Annotated in this window: 17 protein-coding genes, 2 tRNA genes and 1 pseudogene; 17 read left to right on the top strand and 3 right to left on the bottom strand. The window is 69.8% G+C overall.

The annotated features are described in order from the left end of the window. The 8 genes from GFH49_RS25640 to eccD form a co-directional block, all read left to right on the top strand. The coding region (locus GFH49_RS25640; protein ID WP_155053941.1) for an IS256 family transposase at positions 1-749 on the top strand (749 nt) is incomplete at its 5' end. 43 nt (positions 750-792) lie between these two features. After that, the gene (locus GFH49_RS25635) at positions 793-1155 is read left to right on the top strand and encodes an ADP-ribosyltransferase (protein WP_230396485.1); all 363 of its coding nucleotides are present in this window, start codon (positions 793-795) and stop codon (positions 1153-1155) included. A 63-nt stretch (positions 1156-1218) separates the two neighbouring features. Continuing rightward, a complete protein-coding gene (locus GFH49_RS25630; RefSeq protein ID WP_155058452.1) occupies positions 1219-1626 on the top strand; it encodes a hypothetical protein in 408 nt (135 codons plus the stop codon). After that, complete coding sequence (locus tag GFH49_RS25625; RefSeq protein WP_155058451.1) at positions 1619-2020, top strand: hypothetical protein; 402 nt, start codon at positions 1619-1621, stop codon at positions 2018-2020. The genes GFH49_RS25630 and GFH49_RS25625 overlap by 8 nt, the downstream gene beginning before the upstream one ends. A 75-nt stretch (positions 2021-2095) precedes the next feature. Continuing rightward, complete coding sequence (locus GFH49_RS25620; protein WP_155058450.1) at positions 2096-3271, top strand: DUF6508 domain-containing protein; 1176 nt, start codon at positions 2096-2098, stop codon at positions 3269-3271. 98 nt (positions 3272-3369) lie between these two features. Then, positions 3370-3825, top strand: a complete 456-nt coding sequence (locus GFH49_RS25615) for an HD domain-containing protein (RefSeq protein ID WP_155058449.1) — start codon at positions 3370-3372, stop codon at positions 3823-3825. 37 nt (positions 3826-3862) lie between these two features. Beyond that, positions 3863-4174, top strand: a complete 312-nt coding sequence (locus GFH49_RS25610) for a hypothetical protein (protein WP_155058448.1) — start codon at positions 3863-3865, stop codon at positions 4172-4174. Between the two features lie 76 nt (positions 4175-4250). Then, positions 4251-5606 carry a type VII secretion integral membrane protein EccD gene (gene eccD, locus GFH49_RS25605; protein ID WP_155058447.1) on the top strand — a complete coding sequence of 452 codons (1356 nt, stop codon included), beginning with the start codon at positions 4251-4253 and terminating at the stop codon, positions 5604-5606. Here eccD and GFH49_RS25600 read toward each other — a convergent pair. After that, positions 5579-6178 carry a hypothetical protein gene (locus GFH49_RS25600; RefSeq protein ID WP_155058446.1) on the bottom strand — a complete coding sequence of 200 codons (600 nt, stop codon included), beginning with the start codon at positions 6176-6178 and terminating at the stop codon, positions 5579-5581. The genes eccD and GFH49_RS25600 overlap by 28 nt on opposite strands. A gap of 186 nt (positions 6179-6364) precedes the next feature. On the opposite strand from GFH49_RS25600, the gene GFH49_RS25595 reads away from it, so the two are divergent. The 3 genes and pseudogenes from GFH49_RS25595 to GFH49_RS25585 all read left to right on the top strand — a co-directional run bounded on the left by GFH49_RS25595 (position 6365) and on the right by GFH49_RS25585 (position 12777). Next, positions 6365-7264 (top strand): nucleotide-binding protein, encoded by a 900-nt coding sequence (locus tag GFH49_RS25595; protein ID WP_155058445.1) that lies wholly within the window; start codon positions 6365-6367, stop codon positions 7262-7264. Positions 7265-7312: 48 nt separating this feature from the next. Further along, complete coding sequence (gene eccCa, locus GFH49_RS25590; protein ID WP_155058444.1) at positions 7313-11341, top strand: type VII secretion protein EccCa; 4029 nt, start codon at positions 7313-7315, stop codon at positions 11339-11341. Between the two features lie 4 nt (positions 11342-11345). Further along, positions 11346-12777 (top strand): annotated as a pseudogene (locus GFH49_RS25585) (DUF6177 family protein). Positions 12778-13043: 266 nt separating this feature from the next. On the opposite strand, the gene GFH49_RS25580 reads toward GFH49_RS25585, so the two are convergent. Further along, entirely contained in the window at positions 13044-14204 is a 1161-nt protein-coding gene (locus tag GFH49_RS25580) for an acyltransferase family protein (RefSeq protein WP_155058443.1), read from the bottom strand. A 443-nt stretch (positions 14205-14647) separates the two neighbouring features. Here GFH49_RS25580 and GFH49_RS25575 point away from each other — a divergent pair, with 443 nt between their 5' ends. Further along, positions 14648-14842 (top strand): hypothetical protein, encoded by a 195-nt coding sequence (locus tag GFH49_RS25575; protein WP_155058442.1) that lies wholly within the window; start codon positions 14648-14650, stop codon positions 14840-14842. Between the two features lie 847 nt (positions 14843-15689). Here the strand turns inward: GFH49_RS25575 and GFH49_RS25570 are convergent. Beyond that, positions 15690-15760, bottom strand: a tRNA-Gly gene (locus GFH49_RS25570). 129 nt (positions 15761-15889) lie between these two features. On the opposite strand from GFH49_RS25570, the gene GFH49_RS25565 reads away from it, so the two are divergent. The 5 genes from GFH49_RS25565 (at position 15890) to clpX (ending at position 20802) form a co-directional block, all read left to right on the top strand. Then, a tRNA-Pro gene (locus GFH49_RS25565) sits at positions 15890-15966 on the top strand. Between the two features lie 210 nt (positions 15967-16176). Then, positions 16177-17586, top strand: a complete 1410-nt coding sequence (tig, locus tag GFH49_RS25560) for a trigger factor (protein ID WP_155058441.1) — start codon at positions 16177-16179, stop codon at positions 17584-17586. Positions 17587-17914: 328 nt separating this feature from the next. Beyond that, positions 17915-18529, top strand: a complete 615-nt coding sequence (locus GFH49_RS25555) for an ATP-dependent Clp protease proteolytic subunit (protein WP_328288290.1) — start codon at positions 17915-17917, stop codon at positions 18527-18529. Positions 18530-18640: 111 nt separating this feature from the next. Continuing rightward, entirely contained in the window at positions 18641-19321 is a 681-nt protein-coding gene (locus GFH49_RS25550) for an ATP-dependent Clp protease proteolytic subunit (RefSeq protein WP_155058440.1), read from the top strand. Positions 19322-19515: 194 nt separating this feature from the next. After that, positions 19516-20802 carry an ATP-dependent Clp protease ATP-binding subunit ClpX gene (clpX, locus tag GFH49_RS25545; protein WP_155058439.1) on the top strand — a complete coding sequence of 429 codons (1287 nt, stop codon included), beginning with the start codon at positions 19516-19518 and terminating at the stop codon, positions 20800-20802. Positions 20803-20854: the final 52 nt, after the last annotated feature.

Raw genomic sequence — 20854 nt, 5'->3', positions numbered from 1 at the left:
GTGTTTACCCGGTTTTGTTCGTGGATGCCATCAACGTCAAGATCAGGGACGGGCAGGTCGCGAACCGTCCGGTCTATGTCGTGATGGCGGTGACGGTGGACGGGACCCGCGACATCCTCGGCATCTGGGCCGGCGACGGCGGAGAGGGCGCCAAGTACTGGCTGCACGTGTTCACCGAGCTGAAGAACCGCGGCCTGGACGACGTGCTGATGCTGGTCTGCGACGGGCTGAAGGGTTTTCCCGAGGCGGTGGAGACCGTCTGGCCTCGCACGATCGTCCAGACGTGTGTGGTTCACCTGCTGCGGAACTCGTTCCGATATGCGGCCCGCCAGGACTGGGACAAGGTCGCCAAGGCTCTCAAGCCCGTCTACACCGCGCCCAGCGAGGACGCGGCGACGGAGCGGTTCCTCGAGTTCCAGGAGACGTGGGGCCGAAAGTATCCGGCGATCGTGAAGCTGTGGTCGGACGCCTGGGCCGAGTTCGTGCCCTTCCTCTCCTTCGACGTCGAGATCCGCAAGGTCATCTGCAGCACGAACGCGATCGAGAGCGTCAACGCCCGCATCCGCAGGGCCGTCCGGGCCCGCGGGCACTTCCCCAACGAGGCCGCCGCCCTCAAGTGCATCTACATGGCGCTGATGAGCCTGGACCCGACCGGCAAGGGCCGCAAGAGGTGGACCATGCGCTGGAAAGCACCCCTGAACGCGTTCCAGATCGCCTTCGATGGCCGCCTCACCCCGAGCAACAACTGACCATCAACAACCAAGATCAGCCGTTAAATTGACACACCCCAACATGGACCGGGTGATGGGCGGACGCGCCGTGCCGGAAGACATCATGGTCGTCCGAGGCACTGGCTACGACCACCTCCTCGAAAGGGTGGACATGTTGTCCGACCTTGAGGGCACGATCGTCAAGGACGATGGGTTCACCTCCACGTCGCTCGGTAAGACCGCAGCTTTCGACTACCAGCCGATGATCATGCACCTACGGGTGCCGCAGGGCACACCCGCGCTCTGGATCGACCACATCTCCGTGAACAAGGGAGAGCGGGAACTGTTGCTTGCTCGCGGTTCGGACGTCAAGGTGACGCGCGTCTTCCAGGACACGGCCGGCAAGTGGCACCTCTACGGAGAGGTTTTGCCGAGGCTGCCGTAGCAGACGGCCCTTGGCAGGCGCGGGAGAGGGCCGTCATCGCACATCAGGCGGACATAGAGAAACATGGACTTCATGAGCAACGAACAACCATTGCCCTCGCGTTTCGAGGAAGACTGGCAATTCAAGCACGTGGCGGGCCCAGCGAAGTACAACCGTCATACCGATGGGCCGGTCACGTACCTCAGTGTCGCCGACCGCACCGGCACCGTCATCGGGTACGTGTGGGCCAACGACAGGGACGGTGCGGCCGGCTTTGTGGTGCCGCCGGGACTTCCGCCCAACGCTGTCAACGCCGGTGCCAGGTGGGGGCGGGCTCTGCGCGACGGCAAGGCCCGGGAGCTTACTCCCACGGCCCTGCTCGCCGAGCTGGCACGAGGCATGAACGACAGTGAGCAGAGCCACGTCGTTCCGGGCTCCCTCGCCGAGGCCCCGACGCTTGCCGCACTCAGAGAGAGGGCCTCGGGTGGCTGACCCCCGGTCGGCCAATCCGCGCTTCGCAGAAGATTTGCAGTTCAGGGAGAAGCCGGGTGGTCCGGCGCGCTACCAGGACTGGACCGAGAACCCGGTGCAGTACTTCACCGTCGTCGACAAGGAGAACGGCTCGATCCTCGGGCATCTCTGGGCCGGTGACGAAGACGCCGCCGCATATGAACCACGGGAGTCGGGTGGCCCTCGCGCGGTGAACGAGGGCGGCTTCTGGATCCGGCGGCTGCGCGATGCCAAGAAGCGGTGCCTTCTGCCGTCCCAGGCCTTGGCCGAGTTGTACGGCACCCCAGAGACTGCTGGCAAGGGTCGCCCCCTCCCAGGCTCCCTCGCCGACGCCCCGAACGCCGCCGCGGTCGAGGCCCTCGCCAAGGGTGCCTAGCGAACAGTCGGCCGACCCGTGTCCGAACGAGGAACTACGGCTTGTGGAGGTAGTGGCCGACCGGGCCTGAGCAGCATGATCAACCCCGTGCGCTACATCACCGTCACCGCTCCCGACGGAGAAGTGATCGGCTACGCCTGGTGCGATGCCGATGACGTCGAGTGGATGTACCGGAAGGCGAGCAGCAGCAGCGCCAACGAGGCCGGGATGGAGTGGTACGGCAGGATCCGTGAGGCTCGGGAGCGTGGCCTCACTCCCCTCGGCGTCCTCAATCTGCTCAGCCGGGAGCCCGGCGGCGGGCCGGTCAGCGACGCTCCCGACAAAGCCGCCGTCGAAGCGCTCGCCTTCACCGTCACCCCGGCCGACCGTCGGCGCCTGCTCGCCCAACTCGACCGTGACGACACGGAAGCGTGGCAGGAACTCGCCGACGCTTTCGACGCGCTCACGGACGAGGACCGGGACGTGAAGTGGGGTGGCGGGAACAGGCTGCCGAGCGGTGCCACCCATGTGGCGTTCCCGCTCTACAGCGAGCGGATGCGGCGGGCTGTTGCCGCACTGGACGGTATCGGCGTCGTCACCCCCGAGTACCGGTGGATGGGCAACCCGATGCCCGAACTGCCGGAGGACGGCCGACTGCATCCCGCCGACGCCATGCGTGCCGCCGCGGCGATCGTGCGCGGGGAGCGGGTCTGCGACGGGATGATCGCCGAGGCCGCGGAGAGTGGGTTCCTCGACGCCATAGCCACCTCCCTCCGCGCCTGGTACGCCGACCCTTCCACCGACCGGCCCGCACCCGACGACGATCCGGCCGTCGAGCAACCCGCCACCGCCCCACAGCCGAAATCCCCCGACCCCGCCCCCTCCGTGTGCAAGTTCTGTGGAGGTTCCCCCGCCGCAGACGTCACGTTCCGAGCCCACCGAGGCCTGATCGTCTTCATGGGGTTCAAGAAGATGGCCGGCCCCATGTGCATGACCTGCGGGCTGGCGGTGTACCGGGCCCTGACCACTCACACGCTCTGCGTGGGCTGGTGGAGCCCGTTCTCCCTCCTCCTCTTCGCGCCGTTGACGCTGGTCCGCAACCTCGTCGCCGTGCGCAAGGTGAAGAAGCTCCCGGCACCCGGGCCTGGCCCCGACGGCCCGCGCTACGACCCCGGTGTCCCCATCCGCCGTCGGCCGCGCGCGTACGTGGCGCTCGTCCCGGTGCTGGGGGTGCTGGTCATGATCGTGACGGGGCTGGCAGGAGGGCCGTGACGATGGCCGGGAGGTGTCCGTACCCCGGCTGTACGCATGGCGCGTCCCTGTCTTATGTTGCGGAAACTGCGTTGCGGACACGAAACAGGGGGTATCGCATGCCGCAAGACCTGGGTCCGGCCGAGGTCGAGGCCGTCGCCCGTGCCGCGCACGCCGGGCAGACGGACAAGGCCGGACGGCCTTACGCCGAGCATCTGGCGGCCGTCGCCGAGGGGGTGCGAGCCAGGGGCGGGGGAGACGAGCTCATCGCCGCCGCGTGGCTGCACGACGCCGTGGAGGACGGGGTGCTGAGCGAGGAGTGGCTGGAAACGGCCGCACTGCCGCAGCGCACGAAGGACGTCGTGCGGGCCGTGACCAAGCGCGCGGGCGAGGAGCAGGAGGCGTACGCGCGCCGGATCCTGGCCACCCCGGGCGCCCGGCTGGTCAAGGCGGCCGACCTCGCGCACAACGCCGACCCCGGCCGTCTCGCCGTACTCGACGAGCACACCGCCCGGCGGCTCACGCACAAGTACGCCGCCATGCGGCAGCATCTCGGCCTCGCCCCGGGCGACTGACCCCTACGCACAAGCAGGACGACGACTGGACGACTGAATGGCACGGGACTACGACAGCCAACTGCTGGAGTCGGTGGCGGTGCGCCGGCGCCGGATGCGTGACGCGCTGCTGTTCGGCGCGCAGCGCGGGCGGCGGACGGCGGACGAGCGGTTCGGCAAGATGTTCGCGGGCATCGCGATCGCGGCCGTACTGTGCGCCGGATGCGTCGGCTGGTCCTTCCTCCAGTCCACCTTGGACGAGCAGAGGGCCGAGGAGAAGCAGCAGCAACAGCAACAGCAGCAGCTGTACGTCCCGACTCCCAGCGCCTCACCTAGCGGTGCCGGCGGCAAGGGCGCGGAGAAGCAGTGAGTACGGCATCCATGGCCGACGTGACCACGTCAGCGCACGCCGATGGCCGAAACGACGCGATGATAGGTTCCGGTGAGTGGTGAGCACAGCAACGGCGTTCCGGACCCAGCTCAGCAGGGTCACTCTGATCGGTGAGCGGCGACGCGCCGACCTCGTGCTGCCGTCGGACACTCCGATCGGCCAACTGCTCCCCGAGATCCTGCAGTTGCTCGACGACCGGGCCGCGTCCCGGCCGGCCACCCGGCAACTGCTCACCTCCGACGGCTCGGCGCTGCCGCACGACGCCACGCTGTCGTCGGCGGAGGTCCCCGACGGCGCCGTGCTGCGTCTCGTCCGGGCCCACGCCGCACCGCCGGCGCCGGTCGTGCACGACGTCACCGACCAGGTCGCCGACGACCTCGACCTGCGTGGCTGGCGTTGGCGTCCCGCCGTACGCCGTCCCGCCGCCGGTGTCGCCACCGTGGTGTTCGCCGTGATCGCGGCGCTGCTGGCCCGGCGCGAGTTCGCGCTGGAGTCCGTCGCCGCCGGGCTCGCGGTCGTCACCGCGGTGTTCCTGGTCGCCGGTGCGGCGGTCGCGAGGATCGGGCAGGGCAACCGGGGGCTGGCCACCGCCCTGCTGCTCGCGTCCGGCGCGCTCGGCGTGCTGACCGCGTGGACCGCCGCCGACGCCTACGACTGGTCCTGGACCGCCCGGCTGGCCGGTGTCGCCGCCGCACTCGCGCTCCCGCTCATGCTGCTCGCCTACTGTTCGCCGCTCGGCCGCGGCGGGCTGATCGGGGCCGGGGCGATCGTCGGCGTGACCGCGCTGTGGGAGGCCGTCGCCCTTGTGCAGGACCGGGGCGACAGGATCGGCGCCGTGATGGCCGTGGTCTCCCTCATCCTGCTCGGGCTGCTGCCGAGGCTGGCGTTGATGGCCTCGGGCCTCACCGGGCTCGACGACAAGCGCTCCTCGGGTACGTCGGTGAGCCGGCACGAGGTCGCCAACGCCCTCGCCGCCACCCATCGCGGGCTCGCCCTCGCCACCGTGGTCACCGCCGCGTCGGCGGCCGCGGGCGGCTGGCTGCTGACCACCGGGGAGGAGCCGACCGTCTGGACGGTGTCCCTCGCCTCCGTCACCGCCGTCGTGCTGCTGTCCCGGGCGCGGGCCTTCCCGCTGCTCGCGGAGGTCGTGGCGCTGCTCGGGGCGGCGGCGCTGCTCGTCGTACGTCTCGCGGTGCTGTGGCTGGACCAGGCGGAGGGTGCCGGCGCGCTGGTCCTCCTCGCCGCGGCTGCACTGCTGCCGCTGCTGGCCCTCGCGGTGGAGCCGCCGGAGCATATGCGGGTACGGCTGCGGCGGTTCGCCGACCTGATCGAGTCCCTCGGCGTGATCGGGCTGTTCCCGCTCGCCATCGGGGTGTTCGGCATCTACGGGCAACTGCTCAACAAGTTCTGAGGCTTCGAAGATCCAGGCGCCGCCGCACCGTCGTTCCGGGCGGACGACAAGGCGGCGGCGTAGCGGGAGAGAAGGGCGACATGCCGAGTGGGGACAACTGGCAGAACGACGTGCTGCGCGACCTGAGGGGCGGCACGGCCCGGCAGCGTGCCCCACAACCTGGCGCAGAGCCCCAACCGACGCCTCAGCAACCGGGCGCAGAGCCCCAACACCCCCAACACCCCCAACAGCCCCAACACCCCCAACAGCAGCCACCTCAACAACCCGGCCCCCAGCCCCAACAGCCTCCCCAGCAGCGGGAACAGCAGCCGGGCCCGCCCCCGCAGAACGTTCCGCCGCAGGGCCAGGCGCCTGCCTACGGCCACCAGCAGCAGGCCGCCCCCGCGCAGCCGCCGCAGCCGCCGCAGCCGCAGCCGCCGTACGGCCACCCACAGCAGGGATACGGTCGGCAGCAGCCGTACGGCGACCAGGCCGCCGCCCACCAGCAGCAGCCCTACGGCCACGGCCACCTTCAACAGCAGCCGTATCCCCAGCAACAGCCCGCACCCGCCCAGCCCCAGCAAGTCCCGCAAGCCCAAGCCCAAGCCCAAGCCCAGGCCCAGTCGCAGCAAGTCCCGCAGCCCCAACCCCAATCTCACCCCCACCCTCAATCCCACCCCCACCCCCACCCCCAAGCCCAACCCCACCCCCAAGCCCAACCCCAAGCCCCCGCCCCCCGCGCCCGCTCCCCCCGCCCCACCCCCGACTCCCGCCCGGTCGTGGACGAGAAGCTCGCCTCCGCCGGTCGGGGCCCGCGGCACGGGGAGCCGTTCAGCACCCGTGCCCTGCGTGCCGTACGCCGTGCCGTTTCCTCCTCGGCCGCGCGCGAGGTCGCCGAGATCACCGCGACCGCCGAGGTGCTGCAGCAACCGGTCACCACCGGCCGGCAGATCGCCGTCACCTCCATCCGCGGCGGCTCGGGCAAGACGACCGTCGCCGCCCTGCTCGGCACCACGTACGCCCACTACCGCCAGGATCCGACTCTCGTCGTCGAGGCCGATCCGGCGCTCGGCTCGCTGCCGTTGCGGCTCGGCGCGGAGAGGCTGCGCTGGACCACCGGCGACCTCGCCGACGTCGTACAGCCCCAGATGTCGCTCCTCGACGTGACCGGCTACCTGGTCCAACTTCCCGACAACGCGTGGCTGTTGCCCGGCAGCCAGGGGCAGGTCGGGGCGATGCTCGACACCAAGGCCTACGAGCGGGTGATGGTGTCGATGCGCCGCTACTTCGGGGTGACGGTCGTGGACTGCGAGACGATGCCCGCAGAGGTCGCCCGCACCGCGCTGTCCGCCGCGCAGGCCCGCGTTCTCACCGTGCCCGCCACGCTGGAGGGCATCGCCAGCACGCGGGCGGTCCTGCAGTGGATGCACGGGCTGCCCCGGGACATCACCAGCACGACCGTGGTCGTGCTCACCGAGACCGTGCCGCACACCGGTGTCGACGTCGACAAGGCCGCCGAGCAGTTGAAGGCGACCGGGGCGAGCGTGCGGACCCTGCCGTACGACCGGCATCTGGCGGCCGGGGGCGTCATCCGTACCGACCTGCTCGCGCGGGACACCAGCCAGGCGGCCACCCGGCTGGCCGCGGAGGTCTTCCAGCTCTCCCAGAAGAGCCGCTGAACCAGCCCCTGCACGAAGGGAACCTGAGGACAACCGAGGGCGAGGACGATGAGCACCCGACTGATACACCGGCCGGCCCGCACCACCCGGCCCCCGGCCTCCCCGGAGTCGCGCACCATCGAGGCGCCGCCCAACCTGCCCGACGGCAAGACGGGTTCCGTCGCGACCTCACTGCTGCCCGTCGCCGGTGTGATGTCGTCCGTCGTGATGATGACGGTCGTGCGTAACAGCCAGTTCGCCGCGCTGGGCGCGATCATCCTCGTCGTCACCATCGTCGGCTCGATGGTCCTGCTCTTCTCCCAGCGCGGGAAGGCCCAGCGCACCCGCCGTAACCAGCGCGAGGCCTATCTCTCCTACCTGGAGGACACCCGGGAGGAGCTGTCCAGGGAGGAGCGGCAGCGGCGCGAGAGCACGGAGGTGCTCAACCCGCCGCCGGACGCGCTCTACGACATCGTGCGCGACCCCGCGCGGCTGTGGGAGCGGCGCCGGACGGACGCCGACTTCCTGCGGGTCCGGGTCGGCACCGGCGAGATGCCGGTGCGTGACCTGAAGGTGGGCCAGCCGAGCTCCTCCGTGCTCACCCCGCCGGACGAGTTCATGCTGAACGAGGCGTCCGCGCTGGTGTCCCGCTTCCGCGTCGGCACCGAACTCCCGCTCACCGTCCCGCTCGACCGGGTCGGCAACATCAGCGTCATCGGCAGCCGCGAGGACACCCTCCGGGTCGCTCGCGCGCTGCTCGTGCAGACCGCCGCCACTCACGCGCCCGACGACGTGGCGATGGCGCTGGCCGCGCCCGGCGACCGGATCGCCGACTGGGAGTGGGCCAAGTGGCTGCCGCACCTGCTCGACACCGAGCAGTTCGACGGCCCCGTCGCCGCCCGCCGCATCGCGCCCTCGCTGCCCCAACTGGCCCGCCGGATCGGGCCCGAGCTGCGCCGCCGCGCCTCCTATGCGGCCGAGGTGCGCCGCGGTCTGTCCGGCAAGGACGCCCTCGCCATGACCTCCCGGCTGCTGGTCGTGGCGGACGGGCACGGCGGTGACGCGATCGACCTGCCCCGCCCCGATGACGCGGTCGGCCTGCGCGACATGAGCGTCACCGTGCTGCACCTGCTGGACCAGCGGATCCAGGAGCCCGGCAGCGTGGGCGTGCGGATCACCGTCGACGGCGAGCGGATCGTCATCGAGGACCTGCGCATGCCGGAGCCGATCAGCGCCCACGGCACCGTCGACGAGATCGGCATCCCGTTCGCCGAGGGCCTCGCCCGGATGCTCGCCCCGCTGCGGCTGTCCGCCGAGTCGATGGCCGACGCGCCGCTCTCCGGCCCCGTCGACTTCGCCGAACTGATGGGCGTGGACGACGTGGCCGACCTCGACCTGGACCGGATGTGGGCGCCGCGCGGCGAACGGGCCTTCCTGCGCGTGCCCATCGGCATCAGCGACTCCCATGAGCCCGTGCTGCTCGACCTGAAGGAGTCCTCCGAACTCGGCATGGGACCGCACGGCCTGTGCGTCGGCGCCACCGGCTCCGGCAAGTCGGAGCTGCTGCGCACCCTCGTCCTCGCCCTGGTCGCCACCCACCCGCCGGAGGACCTCTCCCTCGTCCTGGTCGACTACAAGGGCGGCGCCACCTTCGCCCCCTTCGCGGACCTCCCGCACGTCGCCGGTGTCATCACCAACCTGGAGAACCAGGCCGGCCTGGTCGAACGCGTCCACGCCTCGCTCGCCGGCGAGGTCAAGCGCCGCCAGCAGGTCCTCAAGAACGCGGGCAACGTCGCCGACATCGGCCACTACGCCGCCCTGCGTGCCGAGAAGCGCCCCGACCTGGAGCCGTTGCCGCACCTGTTCGTCGTCATCGACGAGTTCGGCGAACTGATCACCGCCAAGCCGGACTTCATCGACCTGTTCCTGTCCATCGGGCGCATCGGCCGCTCCATCGGCGTCCACCTGCTGCTGTCGTCGCAGCGCATCGAGGGCGGCAAGCTCAAGGGCCTGGACACCTACCTGTCGTACCGGCTCGGTCTGCGCACCTTCTCCGCCGACGAGTCCCGTACGGTCCTGGACACCACGGACGCCTTCCACCTGCCCCCGCTGCCCGGCTTCGGCTACCTCAAGGTCGACACCAGCCATTACGAGCGGTTCAAGGCCAGCTACGTCTCGGGCGCCTACAGCGGCCCCGTGCAGCTGCAGCGCGACGCCGAGGACACCGGGCCGCTGGCCCTGGAGTACGAGGCGTACAACACCCTCGGCGACGACGGGAACGCCGTGCCCGACGAGCCGCAGATGCGGCGCCGGGAGACCGGGCCCACCCAACTGGGCGTGCTCATCGGCCAGTTGGAGGGCGCCGGTGCCCGCCCGGTACGCCAGATCTGGCTGCCCCCGCTGCCCACCGCCATCTCCCTCGACAAGGTGGCCGGCCCCGTGGAGGTGGGCGCGCGCGGCATGCAGCTCTCCCGCCCGTCGCCCGACCACCGCCCCCCATCGAGCGCTGCGCGCGCCCCTGTCGATGGGGGCCCGCTCCAGGTGCCGCTGGGCATCCTCGACGACCCGGCCAAGCAGTGGCAGGGCCAGTGGTACCTGGACCTCACGCTGTCCGGCGGCCACGCGGCGGTCATCGGCGGCCCGCAGTCCGGCAAGACCACCCTGCTGCGCACCCTGGCCCTCTCGCTGGCCCTGACGCACACCCCGCAGGAGGCCGGCATCTACGGCCTCGACCTGGTCGGCGGCGGACTGCAGGCCCTGTCCGGGCTGCCGCACGTCGGCGGGGTCGCCGGACGCGCCGACCGCGAGCGCGTCGCCCGCACCATCGACTCCGTGCGCGCCATGCTCGACCAGCGCGAGGAACTCTTCCGCATCCACACCATCGACTCGCTGGAGCAGCTGCGCACCCTGCGCGCCGCCGGCCGGGTGCCCGAGCTGGCGTCCACCGAGATCGTGCTGCTCATCGACGGCTTCGGCGCCCTGCGCGACGACTTCGAGGAACTCGACGACGCGGTCACCGACATCCTCAAGCGCGGCGGCGGCTACGGCATCCACGTCGTCGCCGGCATGCTCCGCTGGAACGACGTACGCATCGCCACCCAGTCACAGTTCGGCACCCGCGTGGAGCTGCGTCTGAACGACCCGAGCGAGTCCAGCATCGACCGCAAGCTGGGCGAGACCCTCGCGCCGGAGGAGAAGGGCCGCGTCCTCACCGACGGCAAACTGTTCGCCCAGGTCGCCCTGGCCCGCACCGACGGTCTCGCCGACACCGCCGACCTCGGCGCGGTCCTGGAGCGCACCGCCCGCCGGCTCCGCGCCACCTGGACCGGCGAGGTCGCCCAGCCGGTGCGGGTGCTGCCGCACGTCCTGGAGCCGGAGCTGCTGCCCGGCCCGGCCGGCGAGCCGCGCCGCGTCCCGATCGGCCTCGACCAGACCAGGCTGGCGCCGGTCCTGCTCGACCTGTTCGAGCACGACCAGCACCTGATGATCATGGGCGACAGCGAATGCGGCAAGACCAACCTGCTCAAGGTGATCGCCCAGGGCCTGATCGAGCGCTACGGCGAGGAGGAACTCGTCTTCGGCGTCTTCGACCCGCGGCGCGGCCTGCGCGGCGCCATCCCGGAGGAGTTCCGGGGCGGCTACGCCTACAACTCCAAGCTGGCCGCCGGCCTCGCCGTGGGCATCGCCGGCGAGCTGGAGAAGCGGCTGCCCGACGAGAGCGCGGACACCGAGGCGCTGGAGCCGGGCAGCTTCTCCGGCCCGCGGATCGTGATCCTCGTCGACGACTACGACGTCCTGACCACCGCGGGACAGCAGCCGCTCGCGCCCTTTGTGCCGTACATTCCCTCGGCCGTCGACATCGGTCTGCACTTCGTCCTCACCCGCCGGGTCGCGGGTGCCGCCCGCGGCCTGTACGAGCCGTTGCTGCAGGGCCTGCGCGAATCCGGCTCCTCGGCGCTGGTGATGTCGGGGGACCGCAGCGAGGGCCGGCTCTTCCCCGGCGTGTACGCCAGTGCGCAGCCGCCCGGCCGCGGGGTGCTGGTGCGCAGGGGCGAACCGAACCGGCTGATCCAGACCATCTACGCGGGGACCAGGTGAATCCATGACGAAGGACGTCGTCACCCTCACGAAGAAGATGCCCGACCCCCTGAGCGTGCTCGCGGGGCTGCTCGCCGGAGGTCCGGACCGGCTCGTCGGTGCCGAGGGGGAAGGCGCGGTGGTCCAGCTCTGCGACGAGCGGGGCCGCCCCCTGGTCTCCGTCGAGGCACCCCTGCTCGTGCAGGTCGGGGGCGAGGCCGAGCGGCTGCTCGGAGCGAGTGCTCCGGAGGTGCCGTACTGGTGGACCGAGGCCCGCGCCACGACCGGCGTCAAGGAGGCCGAGCAGCTCGCCGGTACCTTCGCCGCCCGGCTCGCCACGCTGGTCGGCGGCACCGTCTGGCCGCCCGAGGCCGCCTGGTCGCTGGCCGTGGTCGACACGGACGGGATGAGCGTGGCGCCGGTGCCGGCCGCCGCCCAGCCGGCCGTGGACGTCCTCACCGACAAGGTCGCGGTCATCATCCAGGACCGCCCGGTCGTCGCGATGACCGCCTGGCTCGCCGACGCCTTCCGCGCGGCGGCGGACGCCGGGCTCGGCCTCCAGATCGTCACCCCCGCCGGCTCCCGGCTCTCCCCGGCCGTCCGCAACAGCCTGCCGGGCTGGCCTTCGCGCTGGGTGGTGCAGGACGAGCGGGACGGCTACTACGACGGCCTGTCCGGGGCCGTCCTGGAGTGGAACAACGGCCTCTTCGTCACGGTCGTGCCCCCGGACGCGTCCAGCGAGGACCCGCGCACGCCGGTGGCCGCCACCTTCAAGGAAGGCCTCGCCGCACAGGGCGACAACGGCGAACGCCAGCTGGCGATCTCCTTCCGCACCGTCCATCCGGCCGACGACCGCCTCGTCCTCGGCGGCGCCGTGGAAGCCGTATGGCGGGAGATCACCGGTGAACCGCCGGCCGGCTGGGGCACCGAGGAGCCCGCCAACCTCCCCTGGTCCCCGCGGCAGTTGACCGACGTGGCGTACGAGCGCTCGCCCGCGCCGACCTGGGGGGTGGTCGTCGGCACCCCGGAGCGCCCGGGTATCGCGACCGTGCGCATCAGCCGTACCGAGGGCGGTGTGGAGGAGGACGTGACCATGGCATTCGGCTACGGCCCCGGCGAGCAGCCCGCCGACGGACGCCGTACCGGCCGCCGCCGAGGCCCTCGCCACCCGGCACGACCTGCAGTCCATGCTCGTCCAGGTCCGCCGCGCCCGCCGCGACCTGTCCGTCCCGCCGCACTTCGAGGGCCCCGGCGTGCCGTACGCCTTCGTCCTGGGCGCCGAAGAGGTCCGCCAGATGCCCGGCGACCGGGCCCGCCGCACCCCCCTCGCCGAGCCCCCGCGCGAACTGGGCCCGAAGACCCGTCCCGCGCTGTACTACCCGCTGCCCGGCGACCCGTCGGACCTCTCGGCCTGGCAGGACTTCGAGCGCCTGATGCGTCACCTGAAGGGCAACTGACCCCAGAGGCGCGGGACGGAGCCGACACGCGGCTCCGCCGGGTGGGCGCGAACAACCGCGGACGGGTGGCCCGTACTCGCCGATGAGCTGTTCGTGGCACCCCGGCAGGCGTCGTCAGCCGACGGCCGCGGCTTTGTCGCGGTGGCGTTCGACCCTAGGGGCGCGGGAGGGAGCCGACACGCGGCTCCGCCGGGTGGGCGCGAACAACCGCGGACGGATGGCCCGTACCCGCCGACGGGCCGTCCGTCGTACCCCGGCAGGCGTCGTCAGCCCACGGCCGCAGCCTTCTCACGGTGGCGTTCCCGGGCCAGCTCGGCCGCGTCCCGCTTGAACGCCCACTCCATCTTCGGCTCCATGGCGAACCGGAAGACCCGTCGCACCGGTGCAGTGCAGAGCAGGGTCACGGCGGCCGCCGCGAGGACGGACACGAAGATCTCGCCGAGCGGCCGGTGCAGCCAGGCGTGGTCGAACCAGCCCTGGTAGTCACCGGCCTTGACCAGGAATCCGTGCAGCAGATAGCCGTACAGCGTGCCCGCGCCGAGCGCCGTGAACCACATGTGGCGGCGCGGCACCCAGGCGAAGAAGCAGGCGGTCAGCAGCATCGAGCAGCCGAACATCGTGAGCACCATCACCGGCCCGGCCCACCAGGGCGCACCCAGGTTCTGCGCGGCGTCACGGTGGTAGAACCACGCGGTGTTCATCCGCGGCACCGCCCACCAGCCGACCACCAGCGCCGCCGCGAACACCGGAACGGACGCGATCCGCACCGAACGCCGGCGCACCAGCTGGAAGTGCTCGGCCTTCATGCACAGCCCCAGCACGAAGTACGGCAGGAACTGCAACACCCGCTGCAGATCGAGGTCGTTGCCGATCTCCGGGCTCACCGACGCCAGCATGGCGATGCCGAGCGCGACCGGCAGCGGCCGGCGCACCAGCTTCCAGATCGGGGTGGTCAGCCGCCAGACGAACAGCGCGCACAGGAACCAGGTCAGATACCAGGGGTCGAGAAGACTGACCTCCTGGCCGGGATCGCCGGCGACGACACGCTTGAACAGCGGATAGGCCGCCTCGAAGAGAATGTACGGCACCGCCACACCGGTGATCAGCCGCTTCAGCCGGTCCGGGCGCATGTCGAAACTGCGGGAGAAAAAGCCGGAGATGACGATGAAGGCCGGCATGTGGAACGCGTACACGACCGAGTAAGCGGCTTCCAGGATCCGGCTGTCGCCCTTGAGCGGTTCCCAGGAGTGGCCGATCGCCACGAGCACGATCGCCAGATACTTGGCGTTGTCGAAGAAAGCGTCGCGCTGCTGTTTCTGCTGTCTCCGCGGTCCTCCCGCACTCGGCGCTCCCGGTGCCGGGGACTGATTCGGCGGGAGCGGCGCTCGGTTGTGACCGCTGGTGGAGGACGTGGCAGCGTGGAACATCTGAGGCACCCTAGCGTTTCCTGTGGGCCCTCGTAAAACCCGGACGTCATTCCCGCTTTCCCGGCGCGACCAGCCGTGTTACCCGGAAGTCGGCCTGGCGGACAGGGTGACGGTGAACACAGTGATCCGCTTCTCCGGGGCGCCGCAATGTCCGCTTCCGCTGCCTTTGCGTGCAGGAAATCGAATTCCCTGCGAACGCGTTGTGTGGACAACGAAACGAACCGGCCGAATTCCTTGCGGAGTTGACCGGTGAATTGTGTCGCAACCTGTGACAGAGGTGTGAGTTCGTACGGACGGATCCGGACTTGTCGGATAGGGGTGTGGCGGACGATACGTCACGGACCGCATACCGGGGCGCTGTTGGTGGCACGATGGTTCTGGCGGGGGTGCCGGGGCTGCACCCCAGGCCGGGAGAGTGCAACCGACCGAGGGTGTGATCAGCTGTGGCCATTTCACTGTCAGTGGTGCTGCTTTTGGGGATCGTTCTGGTGGTGATGATCCGGTCGGGGAGTATCAAGACGGGTCCCGCGCTCGTCGCGCTCCTCTTCGGCTTCTTCCTGGCCTCGACCGCCAGCGCCGACGACATTCAGAACTTCCTGGACGACGTAGCCGCGACCATCAGCGACATCCAGTTCTGACCGGCTGACCTCGGCACGGATCGCCGGGCAGGACCCGGCTTTCGGCGACATGGCTGGCCGACGCGGACGAACTCCGTCGGCCACGCCCTGTACGTCGCGTCCGGCGTCCGCTCCTTCTCCGACGCCGACGTACGCGACCCGAGACATGCAAAAAGGCCCGATTCCGCGGAACCGGGCCCTTACAGAGCGGGCGACGGGAATCGACCCCGGGCATGCGGGAGTACGCGTCGCTCTCTGCCCCGCTTCCTCCATGGTGGTGGCCGTCTTGCTCGCGCCAGGATGTGCGCGTTGGAGGATCGAGCCGAGGGCAGCACATGCTGGGGTCTTGGAGCGCTGCTGCAGGGGTGCGCGATCGTGAGCGTCTTCGGGTGTCCGTGGCTTCTGTGGGGCGTGCGCAAAGATCGTGAGTTTTGGCGAACGCGACGCCGCACCACTGCCGTTGTGGAAGAGCGGGTTTTCAAACCGGGCGTGTCCAAGCCGTCATCGGCCGTCGTCAAGTACACCACCGAAGTCGGCCGGACGCTCACCGGCAACGTGCTTCTCGACACCAGGGCTCCCTTGATCGAGACCGGTGACCGGTTGGACGTGTATTACTCGGCAACGAGCCCTTGGTGGATCACGAGCGGTTCGTCCCAGGCCGGGCGGGACAGCCCCGGTGGTACTCGGAGCTCTTGGTGTTGGCCGCGCCGGTGGCTTTCACCGTCTTGACCGTTGTCCTGGACTAGGTGTTTCGGGTCGCCGCGCCGGCCCAGGGGCGCGCGGGGGGTGCGGCGGACCGATCGGAGCCCCTGAAGCGATCAGGGCCAGGCGGAGGAATCATCCTCCGACCTGGCCCTGAGTCGTTCAGAGCGGGCGACGGGAATCGAACCCGCGTAGCTAGTTTGGAAGACTAGGGCTCTACCATTGAGCTACGCCCGCACGCAGGTGCCGCAGGTCGGATGGCCGCGGCACTGCAGGCATCGTAGCGGGTCCGGGGCCCTTGCCGCACACCCCGTAATTGCGGGAGCCGCACTGCCTGCGGGCATGTACCCTACGTGTCGCACCAGACGGGGTGTGGCGCAGCTTGGTAGCGCGTCCGCTTTGGGAGCGGAAGGCCGTGGGTTCAAATCCCGCCACCCCGACCACGTACTTCGATCGGCACCGATCACGTCGCATGATCGCCTTTTGGGGGGCTCGGCGGCTGCGGTTACTATGCAAGCTGCGCGCCCGTGTGCCTCAGCAGTGAAGAACACTGGAACCTCGGTGAAGAACACTGAAGCCCTCCGGGCGGCGAATCCGCCGGACCAGTCTGGCTCCGGCAGAAACCAAGAAGTCAGCCACAAGGAGACCGAACCGTGAAGAGCGCCGTGGAGACCCTGAACCCGACCCGGGTTCGGCTCACTGTCGAGGTGCCCTTCGAGGAGCTCAAGGACAGCCTCGACGCGGCGTACAAGAAGATCAACCAGCAGGTCACGGTGAAGGGCTTCCGCAAGGGCAAGATCCCGGCCCGCATCATCGACCAGCGGTTCGGCCGCGGTGCGGTTCTGGAGGAGGCCGTCAACGACGCGCTGCCGAAGTTCTACACCGACGCGGTCAACGAGGCCGAGATCGACGTCCTGGGCCAGCCCGAGGTCGACATCACGGAGCTGAAGGACGGCGAGACGCTGAACTTCACCGCCGAGGTCGACGTCCGCCCGGCCCTGGAGATCCCGGACTTCTCCGGCATCGAGGTCGAGGTCGACGCCGTCGAGGTGACGGACGACGACATCGAGCAGTCCGTCGAGCAGCTCCGTGAGCGCTTCGCCTCCACCTCCCCGGTCGAGCGGGCCGCCGAGGACGGCGACGTGGTCACCATCGACCTGGAGGCCAAGGTCGAGGGCGAGGTCCTTGAGGACGGCGTGGCGAGCGGTGTCTCCTACACCATCGGCTCCGGCGAGCTGCTCGACGGCATCGACGACGCCGTGAAGGGCCTTCAGGCCGGTGGCGAGGCCACCTTCACCTCCGAGCTCAAGGGCGGCTCCGCGGCCGGCAAGGAGGCCGAGGTCACCGTCAAGGTCTCCCAGGTCGCCGCGCGCGAACTCCCGGAGCTGGACGACGACTTCGCGCAGCTCGCCTCCGAGTTCGACACCCTCGACGAGCTCAAGGCCGACAGCCGCAAGCGCCTTGAGAACATGAAGCAGTACGACCAGGCCACGCAGGCCCAGGAGCGTGTCCTGGAGAAGCTGCTGGAGCTGGTCGAGGTGCCCGTCCCCGAGAAGCTGCTTGAGGACGAGATCAACACCCGTAAGCACAACCTGGAGCACCACCAGCTCGGCCAGATGGGCCTCGACCTCGCGAAGTACCTGGAGATCCAGGGCAAGACCGAGGAAGAGTTCGAGACCGAGACCCGCGAAGCAGCGATCAAGGGCATCAAGACCCAGTTCGTGCTCGACGCGCTCGTCAAGCAGGAGAAGCTCAACGTCAACCAGGAGGAGCTCACCGAGCACCTCATGCGCCGCGCCGCCTCCTCGGGCATGTCCCCCGACCAGTTCGCCCAGGCCGTCGTCGAGGGAGGCCAGGTTCCGCTCCTGGTCGGCGAGGTCGCCCGCGGCAAGGCCCTGGCCGTCGTGGTCGAGAAGGCCACGGTCAAGGACACCAACGGCGAGATCATCGACCTGGAGGACGAGGACGAGGACGAGGACGAGGCTGAGGCTGAGGCTGAGGCTGGGGCCGAGCAGGCCACGGAGACGGCCGAGGCTCCGGCCGAGGAGAAGACCGAGGGCTGAGCCGCACGGCACGCCTGACGGACGTAGGACGGGCCCCGAGACGCGCTGGCGCGCTGACTTCTCGGGGCCCGTCGCGCTTGCAGCCAAGGGGCGCGGGGCTGTGGCATATGCGGCTCCGCCGCGACGGGGGTCCTCCATGCTCGTCGACGCGCCCGAAGCCCCCACAGCGCTACGCCCCCGGCGAACAGCCCTCACTCCGGGATTCCCCGGAGGGACCAGCGCGTTAGGGTCCATGAATACGAGGGGAGTGGAGTTCCCGACCCGGCTCCAGCCCCGCAGGGATACGTGAAGACGGCCCGGCGCCGTCGTAAGACGAGCAGGTGGATACGTGACGAATCTGATGCCTACCGCCGCCGGCGAGCCTTCCATCGGTGGCCTCGGCGACCAGGTCTACAACCGGCTGCTCAACGAGCGGATCATCTTCCTCGGCCAGCCGGTGGACGACGATATCGCCAACAAGATCACCGCGCAGCTGCTGCTCCTTGCCGCGGATCCGGACAAGGACATCAATCTGTACATCAACAGCCCCGGCGGCTCGATCACGGCCGGCATGGCGATCTACGACACCATGCAGTTCATCAAGAACGACGTGGTGACGATCGCGATGGGCCTCGCCGCCTCCATGGGTCAGTTCCTCCTCAGCGCGGGTACACCGGGCAAGCGCTTCGCGCTGCCGAACGCGGAGATCCTGATCCACCAGCCGTCCGCGGGACTCGCGGGCTCGGCCTCCGACATCAAGATCCACGCCGAGCGGCTGCTGCACACCAAGAAGCGCATGGCCGAGCTGACGGCCTTCCACACCGGCCAGAGCATCGAGCAGATCACCCGTGACTCCGACCGGGACCGCTGGTTCGACGCCGACGAGGCCAAGGAGTACGGCCTCATCGACGATGTCATCACCCACGCCGCGAGCTTGCCGGGCGGCGGCGGCACCGGGGCCTGATGCCCCCGAGGGGTAAAGCCCCCGAGGGGCCCGTACAGCCCTTATGGGGCCCGTAGCGGCCCCGCACAGCAGCCCCAAGCCGACCGCCTCAGCCCTTCTAGGAGACAGACAGTGAACGACTTCCCCGGCAGCGGCCTGTACGACCGCGCACGCGCCGAGAGCACGGTGCCCGTCGCCGAGTCCCGGTACGTCATCCCCCGCTTCGTCGAGCGCACCTCGCAGGGCATCCGCGAGTACGACCCGTACGCGAAGCTCTTCGAGGAGCGCGTGATCTTCCTCGGCGTGCAGATCGACGACGCCTCCGCCAACGACGTCATGGCGCAGCTGCTGTGCCTGGAGTCGATGGACCCCGACCGGGACATCTCGGTCTACATCAACAGCCCCGGTGGTTCCTTCACGGCGCTGACGGCGATCTACGACACGATGCAGTTCGTGAAGCCGGACATCCAGACGGTCTGCATGGGCCAGGCGGCCTCCGCCGCGGCCGTTCTGCTGGCCGCCGGCACACCCGGCAAGCGCATGGCCCTGCCGAACGCGCGCGTGCTGATCCACCAGCCCTACAGCGAGACGGGCCGCGGTCAGGTCTCCGACCTGGAGATCGCCGCGAACGAAATCCTCCGGATGCGCTCGCAGCTGGAGGAGATGCTGGCCAAGCACTCCACCACGCCGATCGAGAAGATCCGCGAGGACATCGAGCGCGACAAGATCCTCACGGCCGAGGACGCGCTGTCGTACGGCCTGATCGATCAGATCATCTCGACCCGGAAGATGAACAACGAAGCCGTCCGCTGACGCGGAAGGCTGTATCGTCTGCCGCTCCCTGGCACGGTTCGGCACTGTGCACGACAAAGTGCGCGTCGAAGTGAACCGTGCCAAGGGGGGCCCGAACGAGGGCCCCGGCAAGGTACCGTCGGACATAAGGCAGCACCAGGAGCCGCTGGATCCGAAAGGGTCCAGGCGTCTCCCAGGCGAAGGGGAAGCACACCGTGGCACGCATCGGTGACGGCGGCGATCTGCTCAAGTGCTCGTTCTGCGGCAAGAGCCAGAAGCAGGTCAAGAAGCTCATCGCAGGCCCCGGTGTGTACATCTGCGACGAGTGCATCGATCTCTGCAACGAGATCATCGAGGAAGAACTCGCGGAGACCAGCGAGGTCCGCTGGGAGGAACTCCCCAAGCCGCGCGAGATCTACGAGTTCCTCGAAGGCTATGTGGTCGGCCAGGAAGCCGCCAAGAAGGCGCTCTCAGTCGCGGTGTACAACCACTACAAGCGCGTCCAGGCCGGTGAGAACGGCGGCGCCCAAGGCCGCGACGACGCCATCGAGTTGGCGAAGTCCAACATCCTGCTGCTCGGCCCCACGGGCTCCGGCAAGACCCTGCTGGCCCAGACCCTCGCTCGCATGCTCAACGTCCCCTTCGCCATCGCCGACGCGACAGCGCTGACGGAGGCGGGATACGTCGGCGAGGACGTCGAGAACATCCTGCTGAAGCTCATCCAGGCGGCCGACTACGACGTCAAGAAGGCCGAGACCGGGATCATCTACATCGACGAGATCGACAAGGTGGCCCGAAAGAGCGAAAACCCGTCGATCACCCGCGATGTGAGCGGCGAGGGCGTCCAGCAGGCGCTGCTGAAGATCCTCGAAGGCACGACGGCCTCGGTGCCGCCCCAGGGCGGCCGTAAACACCCCCACCAGGAGTTCATCCAGATCGACACGACGAACGTCCTGTTCATCGTGGGCGGCGCCTTCGCCGGTCTGGAGAAGATCATCGAGTCCCGGGCGGGCGCGAAGGGCATCGGCTTCGGCGCGACGATCCGCTCGAAGCGGGAGCTGGAGGCCAAGGACCAGTTCGAGGACGTCATGCCGGAGGACCTGGTCAAGTTCGGCATGATCCCCGAGTTCATCGGCCGCCTCCCCGTCATCACGAGCGTCCACAACCTGGACCGCGAGGCCCTGCTCCAGATCCTCGTCGAGCCGCGCAACGCCCTGGTGAAGCAGTACCAGCGCCTCTTCGAACTCGACGGCGTGGAACTCGACTTCGAACGCGAGGCCCTCGAAGCCATCGCCGACCAGGCCATCCTCCGCCAGACCGGCGCCCGTGGCCTGCGCGCCATCATGGAGGAAGTCCTCCAGGGCGTGATGTACGAGATCCCCTCGCGCAAGGACGTCGCCCGCGTCGTCATCACCGCCGAGGTCGTCCACTCGAACGTGAACCCGACGCTGATCCCGCGGGACGCGCGGGGGCGGGGTTCGGGCGAGCAGAAGTCGGCGTAGCCGCCGCGCACGCACAAGGCAAGGGGCCCCGGTCAGCCGACCGGGGCCCCTT

The sequence above is a fragment of the Streptomyces blattellae genome, from assembly GCF_009709555.1.
Lineage (GTDB): Bacteria > Actinomycetota > Actinomycetes > Streptomycetales > Streptomycetaceae > Streptomyces > Streptomyces blattellae.
The sequence above is the reverse complement of the archived record's forward strand: the minus strand, read 5'-3'. Positions and strand labels throughout refer to the sequence as shown.

What these genes read in the sequence shown, in the direction of transcription:
- GFH49_RS25580 (WP_155058443.1), bottom strand. Translation starts at nt 14,204, where the DNA reads ATGTTCCACGCTGCCACGTCCTCCACCAGCGGTCACAACCGAGCGCCG.
- GFH49_RS25610 (WP_155058448.1), top strand. Translation starts at nt 3,863, where the DNA reads ATGGCACGGGACTACGACAGCCAACTGCTGGAGTCGGTGGCGGTGCGC.
- GFH49_RS25615 (WP_155058449.1), top strand. Translation starts at nt 3,370, where the DNA reads ATGCCGCAAGACCTGGGTCCGGCCGAGGTCGAGGCCGTCGCCCGTGCC.
- GFH49_RS25630 (WP_155058452.1), top strand. Translation starts at nt 1,219, where the DNA reads ATGGACTTCATGAGCAACGAACAACCATTGCCCTCGCGTTTCGAGGAA.
- eccCa (WP_155058444.1), top strand. Translation starts at nt 7,313, where the DNA reads ATGAGCACCCGACTGATACACCGGCCGGCCCGCACCACCCGGCCCCCG.
- GFH49_RS25635 (WP_230396485.1), top strand. Translation starts at nt 793, where the DNA reads ATGGACCGGGTGATGGGCGGACGCGCCGTGCCGGAAGACATCATGGTC.
- GFH49_RS25620 (WP_155058450.1), top strand. Translation starts at nt 2,096, where the DNA reads ATGATCAACCCCGTGCGCTACATCACCGTCACCGCTCCCGACGGAGAA.